General features: G+C 34.0%; 16 protein-coding genes and 1 riboswitch. Of the genes, 7 read left to right on the top strand and 9 right to left on the bottom strand.

All coding sequences use genetic code 11. The annotated features are described in order from the left end of the window. Position 1: 1 nt before the first annotated feature. Genes D1867_RS07765 through D1867_RS07755 form a run of 3 tightly spaced genes read left to right on the top strand, consistent with a single transcriptional unit; the run spans position 2 to position 2745 of the window. Positions 2-964: an ABC transporter ATP-binding protein gene (locus tag D1867_RS07765; protein ID WP_155863554.1), complete on the top strand. Its 963-nt coding sequence runs from the start codon at positions 2-4 to the stop codon at positions 962-964. Then, entirely contained in the window at positions 954-1955 is a 1002-nt protein-coding gene (locus D1867_RS07760; RefSeq protein ID WP_155863552.1) for an ABC transporter ATP-binding protein, read from the top strand. Before D1867_RS07765 ends, D1867_RS07760 begins: the two co-directional genes overlap by 11 nt. Continuing rightward, a complete protein-coding gene (locus D1867_RS07755) occupies positions 1933-2745 on the top strand; it encodes a hypothetical protein (protein ID WP_155863550.1) in 813 nt (270 codons plus the stop codon). Before D1867_RS07760 ends, D1867_RS07755 begins: the two co-directional genes overlap by 23 nt. Before the next feature lie 821 nt (positions 2746-3566). Here the strand turns inward: D1867_RS07755 and D1867_RS07750 are convergent. The 6 genes from D1867_RS07750 to D1867_RS07725 are packed head-to-tail and all read right to left on the bottom strand — an operon-like array spanning position 3567 to position 9895. Beyond that, positions 3567-4187 carry a hydrogenase gene (locus D1867_RS07750; RefSeq protein ID WP_155863548.1) on the bottom strand — a complete coding sequence of 207 codons (621 nt, stop codon included), beginning with the start codon at positions 4185-4187 and terminating at the stop codon, positions 3567-3569. After that, positions 4180-5121, bottom strand: coding sequence for a respiratory chain complex I subunit 1 family protein (locus D1867_RS07745; RefSeq protein ID WP_155863546.1), 942 nt, complete (start codon positions 5119-5121; stop codon positions 4180-4182). The genes D1867_RS07750 and D1867_RS07745 overlap by 8 nt, the downstream gene beginning before the upstream one ends. Then, complete coding sequence (locus tag D1867_RS07740; RefSeq protein ID WP_155863544.1) at positions 5118-6848, bottom strand: proton-conducting transporter transmembrane domain-containing protein; 1731 nt, start codon at positions 6846-6848, stop codon at positions 5118-5120. The genes D1867_RS07745 and D1867_RS07740 overlap by 4 nt, the downstream gene beginning before the upstream one ends. A 1-nt stretch (position 6849) precedes the next feature. Continuing rightward, positions 6850-7461, bottom strand: a complete 612-nt coding sequence (locus D1867_RS07735) for an NADH-quinone oxidoreductase subunit B family protein (protein ID WP_155863542.1) — start codon at positions 7459-7461, stop codon at positions 6850-6852. Next, positions 7458-8591, bottom strand: a complete 1134-nt coding sequence (locus D1867_RS07730) for an NADH-quinone oxidoreductase subunit D-related protein (protein ID WP_155863540.1) — start codon at positions 8589-8591, stop codon at positions 7458-7460. The genes D1867_RS07735 and D1867_RS07730 overlap by 4 nt, the downstream gene beginning before the upstream one ends. Further along, complete coding sequence (locus tag D1867_RS07725) at positions 8588-9895, bottom strand: proton-conducting transporter transmembrane domain-containing protein (RefSeq protein ID WP_338078000.1); 1308 nt, start codon at positions 9893-9895, stop codon at positions 8588-8590. The genes D1867_RS07730 and D1867_RS07725 overlap by 4 nt, the downstream gene beginning before the upstream one ends. Positions 9896-9915: 20 nt before the next feature. After that, positions 9916-9997: riboswitch (Fluoride riboswitch) on the bottom strand. Positions 9998-10141: 144 nt separating this feature from the next. Between D1867_RS07725 and D1867_RS07720 the strand changes: the two genes are divergently transcribed. After that, positions 10142-11494, top strand: a complete 1353-nt coding sequence (locus D1867_RS07720; protein WP_155863538.1) for an MFS transporter — start codon at positions 10142-10144, stop codon at positions 11492-11494. On the opposite strand, the gene D1867_RS07715 is transcribed toward D1867_RS07720, so the two are convergent. Continuing rightward, on the bottom strand, positions 11481-12203 hold the full coding sequence (locus D1867_RS07715) for a hypothetical protein (RefSeq protein ID WP_155863536.1): 723 nt from the start codon (positions 12201-12203) through the stop codon (positions 11481-11483). The genes D1867_RS07720 and D1867_RS07715 overlap by 14 nt on opposite strands. A 618-nt stretch (positions 12204-12821) precedes the next feature. Here D1867_RS07715 and D1867_RS07710 point away from each other — a divergent pair. The 3 genes from D1867_RS07710 to leuS all read left to right on the top strand — a co-directional run bounded on the left by D1867_RS07710 (position 12822) and on the right by leuS (position 16847). Next, the gene (locus D1867_RS07710) at positions 12822-13166 is read left to right on the top strand and encodes a DsrE family protein (RefSeq protein ID WP_155863534.1); all 345 of its coding nucleotides are present in this window, start codon (positions 12822-12824) and stop codon (positions 13164-13166) included. A 255-nt stretch (positions 13167-13421) separates the two neighbouring features. Beyond that, positions 13422-13826 carry a PaaI family thioesterase gene (locus tag D1867_RS07705; protein ID WP_155863532.1) on the top strand — a complete coding sequence of 135 codons (405 nt, stop codon included), beginning with the start codon at positions 13422-13424 and terminating at the stop codon, positions 13824-13826. 258 nt (positions 13827-14084) lie between these two features. Then, positions 14085-16847: a leucine--tRNA ligase gene (gene leuS, locus D1867_RS07700; protein WP_155863530.1), complete on the top strand. Its 2763-nt coding sequence runs from the start codon at positions 14085-14087 to the stop codon at positions 16845-16847. Here the strand turns inward: leuS and D1867_RS07695 are convergent. Both D1867_RS07695 and D1867_RS07690 read right to left on the bottom strand, forming a co-directional pair. Further along, the gene (locus tag D1867_RS07695) at positions 16840-17181 is read right to left on the bottom strand and encodes a PaREP1 family protein (RefSeq protein WP_155863528.1); all 342 of its coding nucleotides are present in this window, start codon (positions 17179-17181) and stop codon (positions 16840-16842) included. The two genes, leuS and D1867_RS07695, sit on opposite strands and share 8 nt — an antisense overlap. Beyond that, a complete protein-coding gene (locus D1867_RS07690) occupies positions 17159-17518 on the bottom strand; it encodes a PaREP1 family protein (protein ID WP_338077999.1) in 360 nt (119 codons plus the stop codon). The genes D1867_RS07695 and D1867_RS07690 overlap by 23 nt, the downstream gene beginning before the upstream one ends. Positions 17519-17666: the final 148 nt, after the last annotated feature.

Here is a 17666-nt window from a genome sequence, read left to right as displayed (position 1 = left end):
TATGCTTCAAGTTAGTAATCTTTACGTTAAGTATAGCGTGGGCAAAAATATTAAGGTAAATGCAATAAACGACGTAAGCTTTTCCTTGGATAAAGGTGACGTTCTGGGAATAATAGGTGAAACTGGCTCTGGAAAGACTACATTAGCTAGTGCGATAATGAGAATATTGCCCGATAGTGCGGAAGTTAAAGGAAAAATAATGCTAGATAATTTGGATCTGTTAGCTATTAGTAAAAAGGAATTTAGAACTAAAATAAGGTGGAAAAAAATCTCAATTATTCCGCAGTATTCAATGAATGCGCTTAATCCAATCAAAAGGGTAGGAAAAGAATTAACGGAGATTGTAATGGAACACGAAAAAGTAAGCGAAGAAAAAGCTGTCAATAGAGTTTTATCTTTATTTAAGGATCTTAATTTACCGGAAGAAGTTTTCTTTAAATACCCAGATGAGCTTTCTGGCGGTCAAAGGCAAAGGGTAGTTATCGCTTCTGCATTATTATTAAACCCTGAAGTAGTAATAGCAGATGAGCCTACCACTGCTTTAGATGTTATAAATCAAGCTAGAGTACTAAATTTGCTAAGAAATAAGGTAATTAGTGCATCGAGAATATTAATATATATAACTCACGATATAGCTGTAGTGGCAGGACTTGCAAATAAGTTAATGACATTATATGCAGGCAGGATAATGGAAATAGGTAGCAGTGAAAAAATGTTTAAGAACCCTCTTCATCCCTATACTCAGGGTTTGCTCTCTTCGGTACCAGATATTAGTAACGGTAAGCCGGTTCACATTAGCTATATTAAAGGCGATCCTCCGGATTTAACTAAAGAAATAAAGGGTTGTCCTTTTTACCCTAGATGTCCCCTTGCAATGGACATATGCAAGGAGGAATTTCCAGAGCCCGTTCAAATAGATGATAGGCTCGTATATTGCCACGCGGTGAGGAAGGATGCTAAATAAAAATCTTATTAATGAACTAAAATTTGATCATAATGTAATTAGTGTAGAGAATTTATGGGTAAGGTACCCGCTAAGCAGAGGGCTTTTTAGCAGAGTTTATCTTTACGCAGTTAACGGAGTTTCGTTTTCAGTTCAACCCGGAGAAACCCTTGGAGTAATAGGAGAGAGCGGTTCTGGGAAAACTACTTTAGGTAGGGCAATATTAAAGCTAATAGAAGTTTATGAAGGAAAGATATTTTGGGGTAATATTGATGTAACTAAAATGAAAGAAAGTAAATTAAGGCATTTAAGAAGGTATTTTCAATTAATACAGCAAGATCCTTACGGTGCTTTAGACCCAAGGATGAGTGTGTATGATGCTGTTGCAGAAGGGTTAAGAATACATAAGCTCGTAAAAAGTAGGGAAGAAGAAGAGGAAATTGTTTACAAAGCTTTAGCCCAGGTTAAATTAACTCCTCCAGAAACCTTCGCCTCAAAAATGCCAGATGAGCTTTCTGGCGGTCAAAGGCAAAGGGTAGTAATTGCTAGGGCGTTAGTATTAAAGCCAAAGTTCGTAGTAGCCGATGAACCTATATCTATGTTAGATGCATCTACAAGAGGTCAGATTCTTGAAATACTTGATAATACAAGAAAGGAAAATAATCTTTCAATCCTATTTATAACTCACGACATTGCAATTGCTAGTTACATATCGAATAGAATAATGGTCTTATATAGCGGAAAAGTAGTAGAAATGGCGTCCTCAGAGGAGATCATAAAGAATCCGATGCATCCTTATACTCAAGCTCTAATTGAGGCAATACCTAAACCAGACCCTAACGCCAAGGTTCCAGAACCTAAAATTAAAGGCGAAGTTGTGCCTCTCTTAGATAAGCCGAAAGGTTGTGTATTTTATAATAGGTGTCCATTTGCTATGCCAATATGTAAGGAGAAGGAACCTGAGTTGAAGGAAATTAAAAGTGGTCATTATGTTGCGTGCCATCTTTATTAGCGTATTTTTTGTTATAGTTATTTTATCACTTTTTGCCCCACTTTTAGCATCATCTAATTATACAATAAATTACTCAGGAAGCTTTGAAGCTCATTATCTTGTTACAACTTATTTTAAAGCTTATGGTAACGCAAGCATAAAGATAAATGAGCATAATGTAAGTGTGAGTGAGAATTTTATAGTTTGTAATAAATCATTAGCAATATCAGCTTCGTGTATAAATCCTAATCTAACAAGTTTATTTAATTTTCACATTCATAATTCCTATTATTATATAATAAATAAGAGTAACAGCAATATATGTATAAAATTCTATTTTACAAATTTCTCTATAATGCTTATACCTTATTGTACAATGCTTATACCTTATTATTTACCAATAAATATTTCGAGCGGTAATTATAGCATAGTTATTTTAAACGAAAATATTTTGAGTGGTAAAGTAGTAAAATATAATGGTACATCAATAGTTTATTGCAAGGGAGGCATTCTTAACATTACCTTTACTGCTCTATGCCTTAATCCTTTTCATTATTATTATATTCATGGATATTATGCATATAATAAATCTAATAATATTTTACAATCATATGAGAATATATTTAGCGGAAAAATTAATAATGCTAATGGCAAAGCTCCATTAGATTTCGTGAAAATTTTACAGTTGCATAGGACTTACGAAGCTGTAGTCTCTCACACTTCCAATATATTCACATATATAGAAACTGGAGGTATAGTTATAATAATCTTAGTATTGTTCGCGTTGATTATCAAGAAGAAATTTAGGTGATCTTTAGCTTTTTTACTTAAAAAAGTTAAATGTGCGTAAGCTCATAATCTTAATGCGGTCCTCTTATATACTGGATCAGAAATTACGTAATTTTTCTCTATCTTTTCGATAATGTATAGTCTTTCCAATTAAAGTTTTAGTCGAAACTCTCTTTTCCAGTAGTTCACTCCAAGTAGCTCCATTAATTTCAGTGCTTTTATTTTTCACTTCTTATCTGCAGAATTTTTAAGCGCAATACTTCTAAACTTTCCTTTAATGCATTTTCATGAGGTTTAACGCATCTGTTAGCTCCTAAAAGTTTAACCAGCCTACTAATTTACCTAAAATGGATAGGGCCTCATAATATTTCTTTATCAGAGTAAACTACTCCACATTCTTCTAATTAAGGTATTCCTTATCGGTTTCGTCACGGTTTTAAAGTGATCTTAACCGGATTTCTCCCAGCTAACGATTGTTCTCCCTTTTGCTCTAATAAAGTTTTCATTAATCCTATTTCCAATCATGTAAATATAATTGAAAGATTTGAACACGTGTTAAATAGCCTATGAAAAACAGAGATTAGGTGAGTTATCCCGGCTTTAACGTCTTGTATTTTGTCTAGTACTTTTTGTCGCATAAGGATTTCCTCGATTTTCGGAGTAATTTTTTGTTTGATTTTTACTTTCACTGAAACCTATGAAACTAAAATCCTAGAAATCACGCCATTGATAAATTCTTGTTAAAACGTCTAGCAAATTCTTGTCCATTATTAAATCAACGTATACTACTCTAGAATCTAAGGAATGTGACACGGCCTTAGCCAGGAATTCCTTCTATGTGCCTTATCCTTTCAGTTCCTCTAAAGCCTTGTGCTCTCTCTTTTCAAATATTAGGAGGGAGGAAATTACTACTAAGCCTAATACGTCCAGGAAAACGCTAGCTTCGACTAGAAGTGGTAAAGGTATTAAGAACAAACCTAACATTACTATTCCGTTTTCTTCCTCAATGTAACCAATTATCTGAGCAGGAGTAGAGTTCCTCGATACTATCAAGTACAGTCCTTGGAAGAAGAGGGATAGGGGAAATAGTAACTCTACTTGGTGAAAGACTCTTCCTATTATAAACTCATAAATTACGATGATGGCTATAAAGAAGAAAGCTAAGTCTATTACTAGTAGTGATGCAACACCTTTTATTCTCTCTCTTTCGCCGAACTTATTGCCTAACATTTTAATTAGAACGTAAGGAGTAATAATTCCTCTAAGAGCAACAATTATTATAGCAAGGATAAAATAATCTACAATCCCCGTAATTATTCCGAGAGACGTAGATAGAATTGCTAAAATTATTGATTGTATTCCGCTCATTTTTACTAGAGGTTTATAATAAGCTTGTCCTTGAATGTAGAACGCAGTAATAATAATTATTACAGATATTAATTCTATTATTTCCTCTTTAATCATATTCTATCACCGAGAATATTAAGGATAATATTGATATAACAAACGCAACGGCTAGGAAATCCTGAACTTTGTATAACCTTAGCTTAGCGAGGGAAGTGTCAATGACTACTGCAATAAATATGAGAAATAACCATTTTAGAAACATTATTCCTAAATCCTCTATTGCACCTAAGATTCCAGTTTGCAGACCCCAAGGTAATATAAATACGTTAAGTAGAACAGAGCCTAGTAGATACTGCTTCATGTAACTACCCCATTTTAATAATGCCAGTAATTTACCACTATACTCGTAAGTTAATGCGTCATCTATCATTCCCATTTCTGCTAGGCCGGAGCTTTCAACTGGTAATTTTCCTGTTTCGAATAACCATAACATAAAGAAAGCTACAGAAGCAAACACGTGATCAAGAGCAAGGTAATATACTGGATTTTCTGCAAATTTTAGCTCTACATAAGGATTATTTGTCCCAGTAATTAGGGCAACTGCGAAGAATACCGTAATTAATGTGGCTTCTCCTAGAAAGTTGAATGAAATAGCTCTAGAAGTTCCTAGCGCTACAAAGTTGCTTCCAGAATCCATTGCAGAAATTATTTTGATAAAGGCAGCTAAAGAAAAGAGTAAAGCTCCGCCTAAAAAGTCAACAGTAGGAGTAAATATTATTGGCTGAGGGTAAACTACAGGTATAACGAACGATATCAAAACGTAGATTGAAAATATTACATAAGGTGAGTAAATAAATATTGCAGAGGCATTAATTGATACTATGCTCTCTTTCTTCAGTAGTTTGAGAATGTCGTAGTAAGGCTGAAATATGCTTTGGCCTCTTCTAGTAGATACATTAGCTTTTAATTTGTCTAGAATTCCTGCGTAAAGTGGGGAAAGTAAAATTACTCCTAAAACTTGAATTATTGTTTCTATTATTACCTCATTCATATTATCACCGCCAAGAGAGTTATTATAATAAAAGCGAGAATCATGTAAAAAATATAATAACTTAATGAACTATTCATATACGAAGTAGATAAAATCCTAGAGAACTTCTTATACGCCTTAGCAAGGCTATACATAGCCTCCCAAAATATATCTGCAGAGAATACTACCTCATTTTCTAAAATTTTAGTTCTGAGCAATTTAGACAGCATCATTCTGATATTGTTTGCTAAAGCGAATGATGAGTACTGTTCTTCAAGTTTTTCTCCATTATTCCACGTTTCACTTCTCCTAATTTTAGGTTTTCCAAATATTCCAAAAGTTATCAAGCTTATTATAAATAAAAGTAATAATATGTATAATGGAGAAATACCTCCGAATGGCTTTCCATAATTTGAAACTATGAGTAAACCTTCTAGCATGCCTAAACATGGTGCACCTGCAGTAAATCCTTTAAAGAAAATGTATGAATCTGAACCCAAGAGTAGGATAATGATTCCTACTAGTAATATAATAGAAGACTTGGTAGAACCTTCTGTTTTCCCTATCTTGAATATTTGAGTATAAGAAATAAATTTAATTAACGCACCAGTAGCTAATCCTTCACCCATTGCCACTATCGATCCTGAGATTATGGGAATAATAGAAAGAATAGAGTGTTCGACGTAAGCCAACATAAATAAGCTCTCTAAAAGCCCCCAAGCAGCTACTCCACCAATATTTGGTAATAATCCTGACATTGAAGTTGCTAGCAGAATTCCTCCTATTTTTCCTCTCAAGGATTTGGCTATCTTTACGTAAGATAATGATTCCCCTTCAACATCACCGGAAATAAAGAATAACCCTGTCTTTGCTATAGAGTGAGCTAAGGCGAACACGAGCGTAACGTCAAGAGCGAAGTGTGAAAGTATTCCGTTACTAATGAGATAAACTCCGATTCCAGTCAATATGGAGCCGTTATTCTCAATTGTACTGAAAGCTAACAAGCCTTTTACGTGTTCAGATACGTAGGCATAGAGTGCACCGAAGAAAACAGAAAAACCACCCATTCCTAATAATATAAAGCCAAAGTCTTGAGTTACTATACTGCGTTGTGTTAAAGATGCAATTTTTATTATACCGTATACTCCCATTAACGTCATTGTTGCGCTTAGTATCGCAGATAAATTTGCGGGTGCAGATCCGTGAGTTATTGGTAGCCATTCCATTACTAAGAAAGGAAATATACCCATTTTTACTATGAACCCAAATGTAGATATTATAAAAGGTAATGGCGATGAGAGCTCTGTAAAGTAAATGCTGTCAGTAATAGAATACGAATAGATAAATGCAGACAATATTAACGCTGTGCTCAGTTCTCCGAATGCCATAAAGGTGAACGCAGGATAATCTATTTTCTTATTTAGACCTATTATAGCATATGCAGGTATTGACATGATTTCCCAACCTGCTAGAAATTCTAGGTAATTATTGGAAATTAGTACGATATACATTCCTAGAATTGAAGTTATGAAAAGCGGAGAGAGCCATTTGCCGTAATTATCGTAAAATATTGAGAAAGCTGAAGAGAACAACCATACTATTCCAGCTATAAGCAAGAATATGCAATGCAACCCTTGGTATATTATGAGCACTGACGCTATTCCTAGTAAGGAGTAGCCTATTTTTCTATTAAACAAGGAAATTACTATAGATACCAATAATAAAAATAAAATGAGTAAGCAGAGCATTTTAATCACCTTTTGTCTCTACTAAAGCTTTCAATATTGTATACGGATTTGGAGGGCATCCGGCTATTCTAACGTCTCCTTTTATTTCTGGAGGCAAGCCTAATAGTCCGCCAGAAATTGCACATGCTCCTAGAAGAATTATTAACTTAGGCTCGGGCATAGCTTCATAAGCTCTCATAAGTGCTTCTCTCATTCCTTCGGTCATTATTCCCATTACTAAAAGCGCGTCAGCATGTCTAGGAGTATTTGTAAAAAATATTCCAAACCTGCTCATGTCGTATTGTGGGGAAGTTAACAGCTTGAGTTCTAAATTACATCCTCCGCAAGTTCCAACGTCTATTGGATAAATATAGAATGATTTCCTGAAGGTTGGATTTCTTTTTTCAACTTTAAATATATTCACGTCTCCGGTAGGTTTATAGCTAGGAAAGCATCTTCTACAGAATACGCATTTTTCTTGAGCCCATTTATTATCTTCTATTGCATTAGTTGGACAATTAACGTTGCCTTCTCCTTCAATTTTTGTGCTCCACGGTGCAACTTCTAATGGTTTTTCTTTTGGGAATTTCTCAGTTCTAATCCCACGTTTTATCCCTTTTAAGAACCAACTCATTCGAACTTCACCCCTATTTCTGATATCCAAATTCCAAAGCTTTCCCAATTAAATGGTAAATCCGTAAAAATATTTTTAACCATAGATTTTGAAAAAAGTCTAATATTTATTGAGGAAGGAGATAATAAGTAAATCTCACTAATTTTTCCTTTATTGTTAACTTCAACATAATATGCAAGGTCTCCAGAAGGGCTTTCAACTCTTCCTACTGCCTTTCCTTCAGCTAATCTATTCGTATATTCTATCTTTTTTAGATTTATTCTAGATAGCATATTTAAAGATTCAAAAATCTCCTTTCCTCTGACTATGAATCTGCCGAAGGCGTCTGCAGAATCGTAAGTTGAGATTTTAAATCCAAGGTCTTTATAAGGTAAGCCTATTTCTTCATTCCTTGCGTCGTATTCTAAGTTAGCTGCCCTTGCTGCAGGCCCTATGCTATCTTCGTTCTTAATAATCCCATTGCCTTGTAATCTATCTATAAATATTCTACTTTCTATCAGAGAATTGAATAACTCATTGAATTCCTTTTCAATAATTTCCAAGTCTTTTATTTTGCCTTCCTCTACGTTAATCCCTCCATAATAATTAACCCCAAAAAAGTATCTATGACCAAAATATTTCCCTATTATCCTATTAACTTTTTCAACTAACCATAATAATGAGCTCATCGGAACCTGAAATCCTGCAGCTTCTGTAAGTCTTTCTATAACTAAGAGATTATTCCTTATCCTCTCTAGTTCAATCTCTGCTATTCTGTCTAGTAATAATTCATACGGTACTTCTATTCCCAAGGCTTTTTCTATTGCCATTAAAAATGCTATTGTATGCGAAGCAGTGAAAGGAGCATTTATTCTCTCTATATAAAGTAAAGCATCGTTTATTTCTTTTCCTTTTATTTTAATCGTTCTAGACTTATAATATGGGTTAACGATAACGTCTCTAATATATTCTCCAAATGTTATAATATCAAGCCTCACAGATTCCATTAACCCGCCTGCACTAGGGCCGTAAACAAAATCAAAGGAACCATAAGCTGGAGTATATGCACTTTTCTCGATTTTCTCTTCACATTCTACGTAGCCGTCATTATATAAACAGAATTTACCTAGTTTACCTATTTTTCTCCTCATAATGACCACCAAGCTATAATAAATATTCCTATACCTAGTGATATAATTGCTGAAATTAAAGATATAATACCTAGTGTCTTATCTTCGTTCAGTGAATCTCTTTCTCCTTTAAACGTCATTTTGCTAACGTGGTAATTAACTGAGATGAAAGCAGCTGACAAAGCTATGAGGACTATAACAAACTCGATGACGCATTTTTCTATTAGTGATGATAAAATTAAAAATTCTCCAATAAATGTACCAAATGGTGGAGCCCCTGTGACTGCTAAGGAAGAAAGCAATAATGAATAAGGAATAAACTTATTCTTCCATAATCCATACTCTTCAATTCTCTTACTTTCATAAGTTTTAATTAGAAGTCCGCTAGAGTAAAAGGCTCCCGCTTTTCCGAATGCATGGGAAATTAAGAGAATTACTGCTCCTAGAATTTGCCCGCTGGCTAGTCCTAATAACGCTAAGTTCATGTTTTCAATTGTTGAATAAGCAAAAAGCCTCTTAAAGAACACTTGGCTTGCCATACTTATTGAGGCTATTACTATGGAAATTACTGCTATCCAAGAATATAATGTAAATATTGGGCATATTTTGTAAAATTGATAAAGAACGTATAGAGCCACTGGCAATAAGACGCCAGAGAACATTGCACTTATTGGTGCCGGCGCTTCACTGTGAGCATCTGGTAACCAAGTATTTACTGGAAAAATCCCTACTTTGGTGCCGAAACCTACTAGAGCTATAGCTGACGTGATCTTTAAAGTTAGTGACGAGTAATGATTCATTACTAGGTATGATACTGTTAAAGAATGCGTACTGTAGTATACTAGGATAATGGAAATAAAGGCAAAGGTTACTCCTGCTGAAACTATTATTGTATATCTCCAGCCGACTTCCATTGCAATTTCCGTTCCTTCAGTTATTACTAGGAGTATTGTAGATATTGTTGTGGCCTCTATTCCTACCCACATTAAACCTAGGTTGTTTATTACCAAAGTGAAGAGCATTGAAGAAACGAAGAAATTTAATAGCAAAAAGAAAGTTCTTTCACTTATTTTTGTTCTTTCGCCTTTGAGATAATTAATTGAGAATAATGCAGATAATAAATATATTGAAGATACCATTATTATAAAATACCAAGTAAGGGAAGTTACGTAAAAGTTGCATATTATGGGAATTTTGCCAAATAATAATAGGGAAATTAATACTTCGGCTATTCCTGAGGCTATTGTAGAATATTTAATACCTTTAATGAAGAAGACATTAGCTATTATTGGTACTACTATTAAGCTGATTATTAATACATTCACGGGCCTTTCACCTATCTCCTTTAGAGATAGGCGTCATCAGCCCTCATAAGATCGGGCGGTTCGGGGAATTAACCCCAGGGGGACGCCATCCCCTAGCTTCACTAATCAGCCAACTAAAACACTTTTAACAAGCTTAAAAGTTTTATTTATATAAAATTGTATTTTATCCAATTAGAAAGTTTTAATTGATAACACCCTCCTAGATTAACAAAAATAATTTAAACTATTTATTAATGTATAAGCAATATGGAACCTGAAAGCTTCTCGTCAAACAGTTATAAAGCAATAGTTTCCCAATTTACTGGATTTCTTTTGGATGCCTACGACTTGACAATGATATTAGGTATTGCTCCGGTAATAGCAAAGGTCCTTTTACCTCCTGCATCATCTTTAATTGCCACTTTTTCCGTCATATTATCATATTCCATAACAATAATATTTAGGCCTTTAGGTTCCGCAATTTTTGGCCATTTAGGAGACAAGATAGGTAGAAAAGGAGACTTAATAATTACTATCCTCGGCTTGGGAATAGCAAGTGCATTAACTTCAACTTTACCAACTTATGCCACAGTTGGAATATTATCCTTTATCCTTTTTATTATAATTAGAATTGCAGTGGGAATATTTGCAGGTGGAGAGTACGCTGCAGGACATCCCTTCGCAATGGAGTGGACTCCTTTTAAATGGAGGGGCTTAATTAGCGGAATAGTACAAGGAGGGTTTTCATTTGGTGCTGCCTTGGCGGCAGTAGTGGAAGCAGCATTTATTGGGTTCTTTGGGGTAAAGGCTTTAGATTCTTATGCATGGCGCTACTTGTTTTTAACTTCATTAGTTCCTGCAGTTATTGCGTTAATAATTAGGATTACTATGAAAGAAACTCCAGTCTTCGAAGATGTTAGAGCAAATAAATTAATCAGGAAATCCCCCTTCCTAGATTTATTTAGGAAGCCTTATAGGAGGGACTTCTTTCAAGTTATGCTTTACATGACTGGTTTATTCTTTTCAGCTTATGCCTTATTTGCTTATGTTCCTACCATTTTGGAGAATAGCCCGTCTATATATAGCTTAGGTGAAGCGGAAACAATATATTCTTACGGAACTTATGCAGCCTTTGCCGGAGCCGTAACTATAGGTGCATTATCTCAAATTGTAGGTAGGAGAAAAATAACAATTATATGGGCAATAATAACTGCTATCATATCAATTCCAATTTATTATCTTCTTATTTACTCGGCTACTATAGGAAGTGCCGCACTATCAACTTTAGCGGTAATAATAATAGGTTTCCTCACACAAGCGCCGTGGGGAATAGTCCCAATATATTTATCGGAAAGATTTAAGGCCTCTATGAGGGCTTCGGGCGTAGGTTTTGGTTATTCTTCGGGGATTTTTATAGGTGGGTGGTTTAGCATATATGTTCCGTTAATGCACCAGTATTTATTTAAGTCATTTGATACGCCAACTAATGTGTGGTTTTCTACAGCAGTACTATTAATTTTAGGGGCGTTACTAGTCGGTGTTGGAATATACTTAGGTCCAGAAACTTTAGGAACTAAACTAACTGAAGAGGTAGAAGAAGGTAAAGTTACTCCTCAGTAGGTAAAATATCACCTAGCTTTGTTGCGTATACTGAAATTTTAAATTTTCCTTTAAGATTTTTTAAATCTTCCTCAACATAGCTTTCCTTTCCTCCATAGTTTATGTAAATTCCTCTGAATTCTCCATTGACGAATATTAATCTGAAAATACCGTCTCCATAAGCTGAGATGTATAATACTGGATAATTATTGCAACTGGCTATTAATTCTTCAAGAGAAGAAATTAAGTCGTTTGTATTTATTTCCTTTTCTAGGATTAATTTAGATTTAGCGACTAATTTTGTTACGAATGAAATCCTCTTAAGATGCTCGGATAAATTCGCATTCCTGAAGTTTTCCTTGTAGTTTACATAATCAAAATAGATTTTTTCCTTTAGTTTCCTACCAATCTCATCGAAAATTTTGTAAAAGTTTGCTTCATTATTACCTTCGTAATATATTTGCGCAAAAGGCTCATCATCTAATATTACAGTTATTTTCATTTTATCTTCTTTGCCTTCCAAAGTGAGTTGGCAGAAATTTTTATCTATCCTTATATAATATTTCATCTTAATTTTTTTATTTATTATGATGGAAGGAATTTCTATTAATACAGAATTACCATCCTTTAACGCTGATGGAATACAATTTACTATGTTATTTAAATCACTAAACCAAGACTTTATGAACTCTCTATCAGTGATCGGAAGCTTCACAATTTTGGATAACATTATCGTAAGAGTCTTACATTATCTTTTTTAAAAAAAATTTTCTATATTAGTCTTACCTATTTATACGCTAACTTAGTTAAAAATCTATACTAATGTTAATCTGAAGCAACATGACTATAAGCAAAAAACTCATGTATATATAACGATAGTAATAAAATATTTTATGTGCAATCCTTATCCATATGAATATCAACCATAAGGCTACGGATATCCGCAAGGGGTCGGACTTTCATTGAGGTTTCATGAATTTGTATTCAACTCCTCGTCCTCATTCCCCCTGTCCGGCTCCCCACGCCTAGGTTAGGGAGCCAGCCACGACATGGGGAGCCTCATTGAGCCCATCCTCCCCCTCACATTGCTCATAGAGTTCATTGTAGGGCCCTCTTCTACATGTTAATACGCGACTACAGTATTTATAAATTATTTACTCAGCTTACTTAATAGCGTTGAAAAGGATTAGGAATGACATAAACTTCACTGCTTATCGAAAACTGTTGACAACGGTGTAATTCAAATAATAGTTAAATGTAACAACATTTTGTTTTTCCTAATATTATTTATAGAGTCCCGTTAATCTATGTTAATAAGTTTTAAATTATCTTGAAAGGAAAGTAGGTTATGGCTAAAAACATAGTTGTAATGATAAATTCGGGTAAAGATCAGAAGGCTAAGATATTAACTGGATTAACTTTAGCTTTAGTAGGTAAGCAAAAGCACTTGTTTGATGACGTTCAAGTTATTTTCTTTGGTCCTAGTGAGCAATTAATTGCAGAAAAAGATCCAGACATAATGAATATGCTTGAACAGTTAATAAAAGTTGAGAACGTTTATGCTTGTCAATTAGTTGGAGATAATATGAAGATTACTGATAAATTAAAGGAAGTTAAAGGCTTAAACGTGACATTGGTAGGCCCAGTAATTGCCGATTTTGTAGCTAAAGGATATGAGATACTTAATTTCTGACACGTACTCTCTTTAGATAAAGAGAAAAAATTGTATATAATTTATTTATTTTGTTTATATTATTTAGTGTAAGAGATTTTTCTTTAATTTAGTATTAATGAAATTATGTTATAATTAGAGATTATATGTTATTAACTAGAATATATCATACTAAATTGTATTCTAGTTTTTATTGATGAGATTTAAACTTAGTGGAATTCAAGGAAGAATTGTGAGTACATTAAAACATATAAGCTAACAATTTCAAGCCTTTATATGGATTTTAGGATAATAGAAAGTGAGGCAGTGGCCTCATACTTGGGTATGAAAATTATAGAAGTTAAAGATGGTAAATCGAAACTTGAAATTCCTTATAGTGAGAAGATCTGTAGAAGGGGAGGAGTTTTGCACGGCGGAATGATAATGACTTCCATGGATTACGCAGGCGGATTGGCAGTTGCTTCAATTAATGATGGAATAGACCAGGTTACTCAAGAACTTAAGGTAAATTTTCTTGAACCCATGTATAAAGGTCCCTTTATCGTTGAAGCTAAGGTGTTAAGAAAAGGAAGGACTGCAGTAGTTGTTGAAATTGAATTCAAGGATTCTGAAGGCAAGTTAGGTGCTGTAGGTTTAGGAACATGGTATATAATAAGAGATAGAAAAGTAAGCAAGGAGTAAGATACAAGAAGGGATATTCTCGAGAGTGTGTCCAACTATAAATGAGTAAAACTTTCCTAACGTGGGATTATTGTTAACTTGATAACACTTTAATTAAATTAAGAGCTAACGTCGAATTTAATGTTGATCTATGAATAAGTTTCAAATAAGTTGGATGCACTCATTCTCAACATAGAGAATTTATTTATTATATATAACTAGTTTAAACTCTACTATTCTCTCAATATTATTTATATCTTCCTATTTCATATTGATATTATGGACTTTAATGCAATAGCAGAAAAATGGCAGAAAGTTTGGGAAGAAAGGAGAATATTTGAAGCTAAGGTTGATGAAAAGAAACAGAAATATTTCATTACAGTCCCCTTCCCTTACACTAATAGCCCGATGCACATAGGTCACGGTAGAACATATGTTACTGCAGATATTTATGCCAGATATATGAGAATGAAAGGTTATAATGTTCTATTTCCCTTTGCCTTCCAATTTACTGGTACTCCAATATTATCTGTGGCTGATGCAATAAAAAGAGGGGACCAAGACATCATAGATTTTTTCAAGAACGTTTACGAAATCGATGAAGAGAAAATAAAGGATCTTTCTGATCCTTATAAATTGGCTGAGTACTTTAGACAAGAAATGGAGAAAACAGCAAAGGCTGTAGGCTTAAGCGTGGATTGGAGAAGGAGTTTTACTACTGTAGATGATAGATTTGCCAATTTTATCCAATGGCAATTCAAGAAACTTAAGGATAAAGGGAAATTGGTAAAAGAAACTGACGCAGTAGGTTATTGCCCTAGAGATCAATTTCCAGTAGGAATGCATGATACTAAAGGTGATGTAGAACCAGAAATAGAAAAATTAGACGTCATATTCTTTGAAGGAGACTACTTTTATCCAGTTGCAACTTCAAGACCAGAGACGGTATTTGCAGGAGTAGGGGTGGCAATTAGTCCTTTAACAACTTACGTGATCGCAGAATATTCAGGGAAGAAGATTTTACTTTCTAAAGAAGCATTCGAGAAACTTTCTTATCAGAAAGAACTTAAGAAGGTAGGAGAAGTTAAACCTGAAGAGTTGAAAGTAAAAGAGGCAGTAAATCCGGTAACAAGGAAAAAGGTTAAAGTGGTTCTGAGCAAATTGGTAGATCCTTCAATAGGTACTGGTTTAATTATGCTAACTCCTGCTCACGATCCTATTCATAAAATAATTGCAGAGGATAACGGAATTGAAGATTATTACTCAGTAATATCTTCTCCAGACTTGCCTGAAATACCCACTGAAGAAATAGACATTAGGGACATGGCTGAATTAAAGGATTTTGCTGATCAAATATACAGAATTGAATATTATAAAGGAGTAATGAAAGATGTATCTACGTATGTTCCAGATTATATGAAGCAGTACGTTAAGGAAATGATCTCCGGTAAACCCGTAAAGGACGCAAGGATATCTACTGTAGAATTACTTAACAGCATAGGTAGGCATGACACAATTTACGAAATAATGAATGGCCCCATTTATTGTAGATGCGGGGCGCAAATAGTGGTAAAGGTAATAAAAGACCAATGGTTTATAGCCTACGATGACCCGGAGTGGAAAATGGCTGTTCTGAATTCTTTAGATAACATAAATTTTGTTCCGTCAGAAGTTAGAAAAGATATAGAGAAGGCAATATTTAATTTAAGGAAGAGGGCAGTAGGTAGAAGCAGAGGTTTAGGAGTTAAATTACCTTGGGACGAAAGCGAAATAATTGATAGTTTATCAGATTCTACAATTTATACCGCATTTTATACAATTTCTCACTTACTCAAGAAGGCTAACGATAAGCTCTTTGACTACGTATTTTTAGGTTTAGGAAATCCTGAAGAGATTAGTAAAGAACTAGGAATAAGTAAGGAAGAAGTTGAGGAATTAAGGAAGGAATACAATTACTGGTATCCAGTAGATTCAAGGCATAGCGGAAGAGATCTGATACAAAATCATATTCCTTATTATATTTATAATCATTTGGAAATCTTAGGTAAGTTGCCAAGGCAAATAGTAATAAACGGATTCGTAAGAGTAGGAGGAAAGAAAATGAGCAAAAGCTTTAGAAACGTTTATCCATTAAGTAAGGCCATAAAGGAGTACGGCGTAGACCCCGTTAGGATAGCCTTGGCTACTCCTAAACTTTCTGAGGACGTCGAGTTTAATTCGTCAGTTGTCACTTCTATTGCAGATCAACTTAAGAGAATTTACTCCTTAATAGTAGAACTATTAGAGACAAAAGGAGGGAATAACTTTGGAACTGCGGAAAAATGGTTATCAAGTATAATAAGTGAGAAAATAAAAACTGTAGACAAGAAAATGAGAAATCTAGATTTCTTTGAAGCTTATAATATAATTCTATATGGTATTTATAACGATTTCAAGGATTATCTAGATTTTACTACCGGTATTAATGAAGATCTTATAAAGAAATCGATTTCAGCTTGGCTAAGAATGATTTATCCTGCAGCTCCTCATATAGCAGAAGAACTTTGGAGTAAAGCTTTCCTTGGTTTAGTTGCAGAACAGGAGTATCCTAAGCCTGAAGAGTTTACTATTTATCCAGACGCTGTTGTTGAAAAAGGTTACATAGATTATGTTATAAGCGAAATTAAGGAATTAGAAAGAATAGTAGGAGAAGGCGAAAAGGCAGTTATTTATGTGAACAACGATTTATCATTAGCTAAAGACGTTGCTAAAGCTATCGAAGAAGGTCAAAGCTTATTTGAATTTGCTAGAGGAAATGAGAAGCTAGAGAAAGTTTACTCATCTATGAAAGCTTACGATGGTATCTTTAGGAAATCATTGCTTACATTACAGGAATTTGATGAAATAAGGACCTTAGCTAATTATGCAAATTATATAATGAGAAAAACCAATTTAGGACAATTAAGCGTCTACGACAGTAATGATCCTAACGTGCCAGACTTTAAAGGTAAGAAGTCTCAAGCTTTGCCTCTTTCTCCATCAATAGTGATATTTTCTAGCTAAGGATCTTCATTAGAGTATTTTTTACGATCTCTCCTAAAACTCTTGTAGTTTCCAAATCCAAGCTACATTCATGAAAGCCGTCCTCATGAAGTTTCCAAGCCGATTTCCACATTTTAAACACTTCTGGATATTTTTCGTTAATTAACCTAGCAGCTTTAAATAATATTTCTGATTTCCATCTTTCTTTCTTATTAACTTCAGAAAGAATTGGTTCTAAATTCAGCCTTCTTGAAATTAACTTTATTGCTTCTTCCGCAGCTTTATAGTACTTCTCTGAAGCTTGAACTATATCGCCCCTATCTAAGAGTTCGTCAGCCTCTTCCAAGTAATTCATTATATTTCTCGTTTGCAATTTCAACTAATCTTTTTACATCTTTTATTAAAATTTTTAACGTATCTTGATCTAGAGTAGCGGTATAAAGGGCAGTAGCGCTATTCCAATAATCTAGAATTTCTTCACCTAGATCTTTTGATATCTCTAGAGCAGCTCTATTAATAGAAGCCAAGGTCCAATTCTCTGGGCTGATTTTAAGATATACAGATATGGTTTTTATTGCTTCTTCCGCAGCTTTATAGTACTTCTCTGAAGCTTGAACTATATCGCCCCTATCTAAGAGTTCGTCAGCCTCTTCCAAATAAACATCTGCAGGACTTTTAAGGATCTTCTTCACAATATAGGATTGTGTTTTATTAAAAATAAACCTTTATTTGCTAAAATTCGTTAGATCTAGCTATTTATTTTGTTAAAAATCTTTATTCTCAAACTTTTTAGTATAAAGTTATGTCAAAGTAAAATATAATAACTCTCATTCAGTTAAT

It is taken from the genome of Acidianus infernus, assembly GCF_009729545.1.
In the GTDB taxonomy this organism is placed as follows: Archaea; Thermoproteota; Thermoprotei_A; order Sulfolobales; family Sulfolobaceae; genus Acidianus; species Acidianus infernus.
The sequence above is the reverse complement of the archived record's forward strand: the minus strand, read 5'-3'. Positions and strand labels throughout refer to the sequence as shown.

Bases quoted from the DNA above. Each gene is read 5' to 3' on its own strand.
- D1867_RS07765 (WP_155863554.1), top strand. From the start codon at position 2: ATGCTTCAAGTTAGTAATCTTTACGTTAAGTATAGCGTGGGCAAAAAT.
- D1867_RS07760 (WP_155863552.1), top strand. From the start codon at position 954: ATGCTAAATAAAAATCTTATTAATGAACTAAAATTTGATCATAATGTA.
- D1867_RS07755 (WP_155863550.1), top strand. From the start codon at position 1,933: ATGTTGCGTGCCATCTTTATTAGCGTATTTTTTGTTATAGTTATTTTA.
- D1867_RS07750 (WP_155863548.1), bottom strand. From the start codon at position 4,187: ATGATTAAAGAGGAAATAATAGAATTAATATCTGTAATAATTATTATT.
- D1867_RS07745 (WP_155863546.1), bottom strand. From the start codon at position 5,121: ATGAATGAGGTAATAATAGAAACAATAATTCAAGTTTTAGGAGTAATT.
- D1867_RS07740 (WP_155863544.1), bottom strand. From the start codon at position 6,848: ATGCTCTGCTTACTCATTTTATTTTTATTATTGGTATCTATAGTAATT.
- D1867_RS07735 (WP_155863542.1), bottom strand. From the start codon at position 7,461: ATGAGTTGGTTCTTAAAAGGGATAAAACGTGGGATTAGAACTGAGAAA.
- D1867_RS07730 (WP_155863540.1), bottom strand. From the start codon at position 8,591: ATGAGGAGAAAAATAGGTAAACTAGGTAAATTCTGTTTATATAATGAC.
- D1867_RS07720 (WP_155863538.1), top strand. From the start codon at position 10,142: ATGGAACCTGAAAGCTTCTCGTCAAACAGTTATAAAGCAATAGTTTCC.
- D1867_RS07715 (WP_155863536.1), bottom strand. From the start codon at position 12,203: ATGTTATCCAAAATTGTGAAGCTTCCGATCACTGATAGAGAGTTCATA.
- D1867_RS07710 (WP_155863534.1), top strand. From the start codon at position 12,822: ATGGCTAAAAACATAGTTGTAATGATAAATTCGGGTAAAGATCAGAAG.
- D1867_RS07705 (WP_155863532.1), top strand. From the start codon at position 13,422: ATGGATTTTAGGATAATAGAAAGTGAGGCAGTGGCCTCATACTTGGGT.
- leuS (WP_155863530.1), top strand. From the start codon at position 14,085: ATGGACTTTAATGCAATAGCAGAAAAATGGCAGAAAGTTTGGGAAGAA.
- D1867_RS07695 (WP_155863528.1), bottom strand. From the start codon at position 17,181: ATGAATTACTTGGAAGAGGCTGACGAACTCTTAGATAGGGGCGATATA.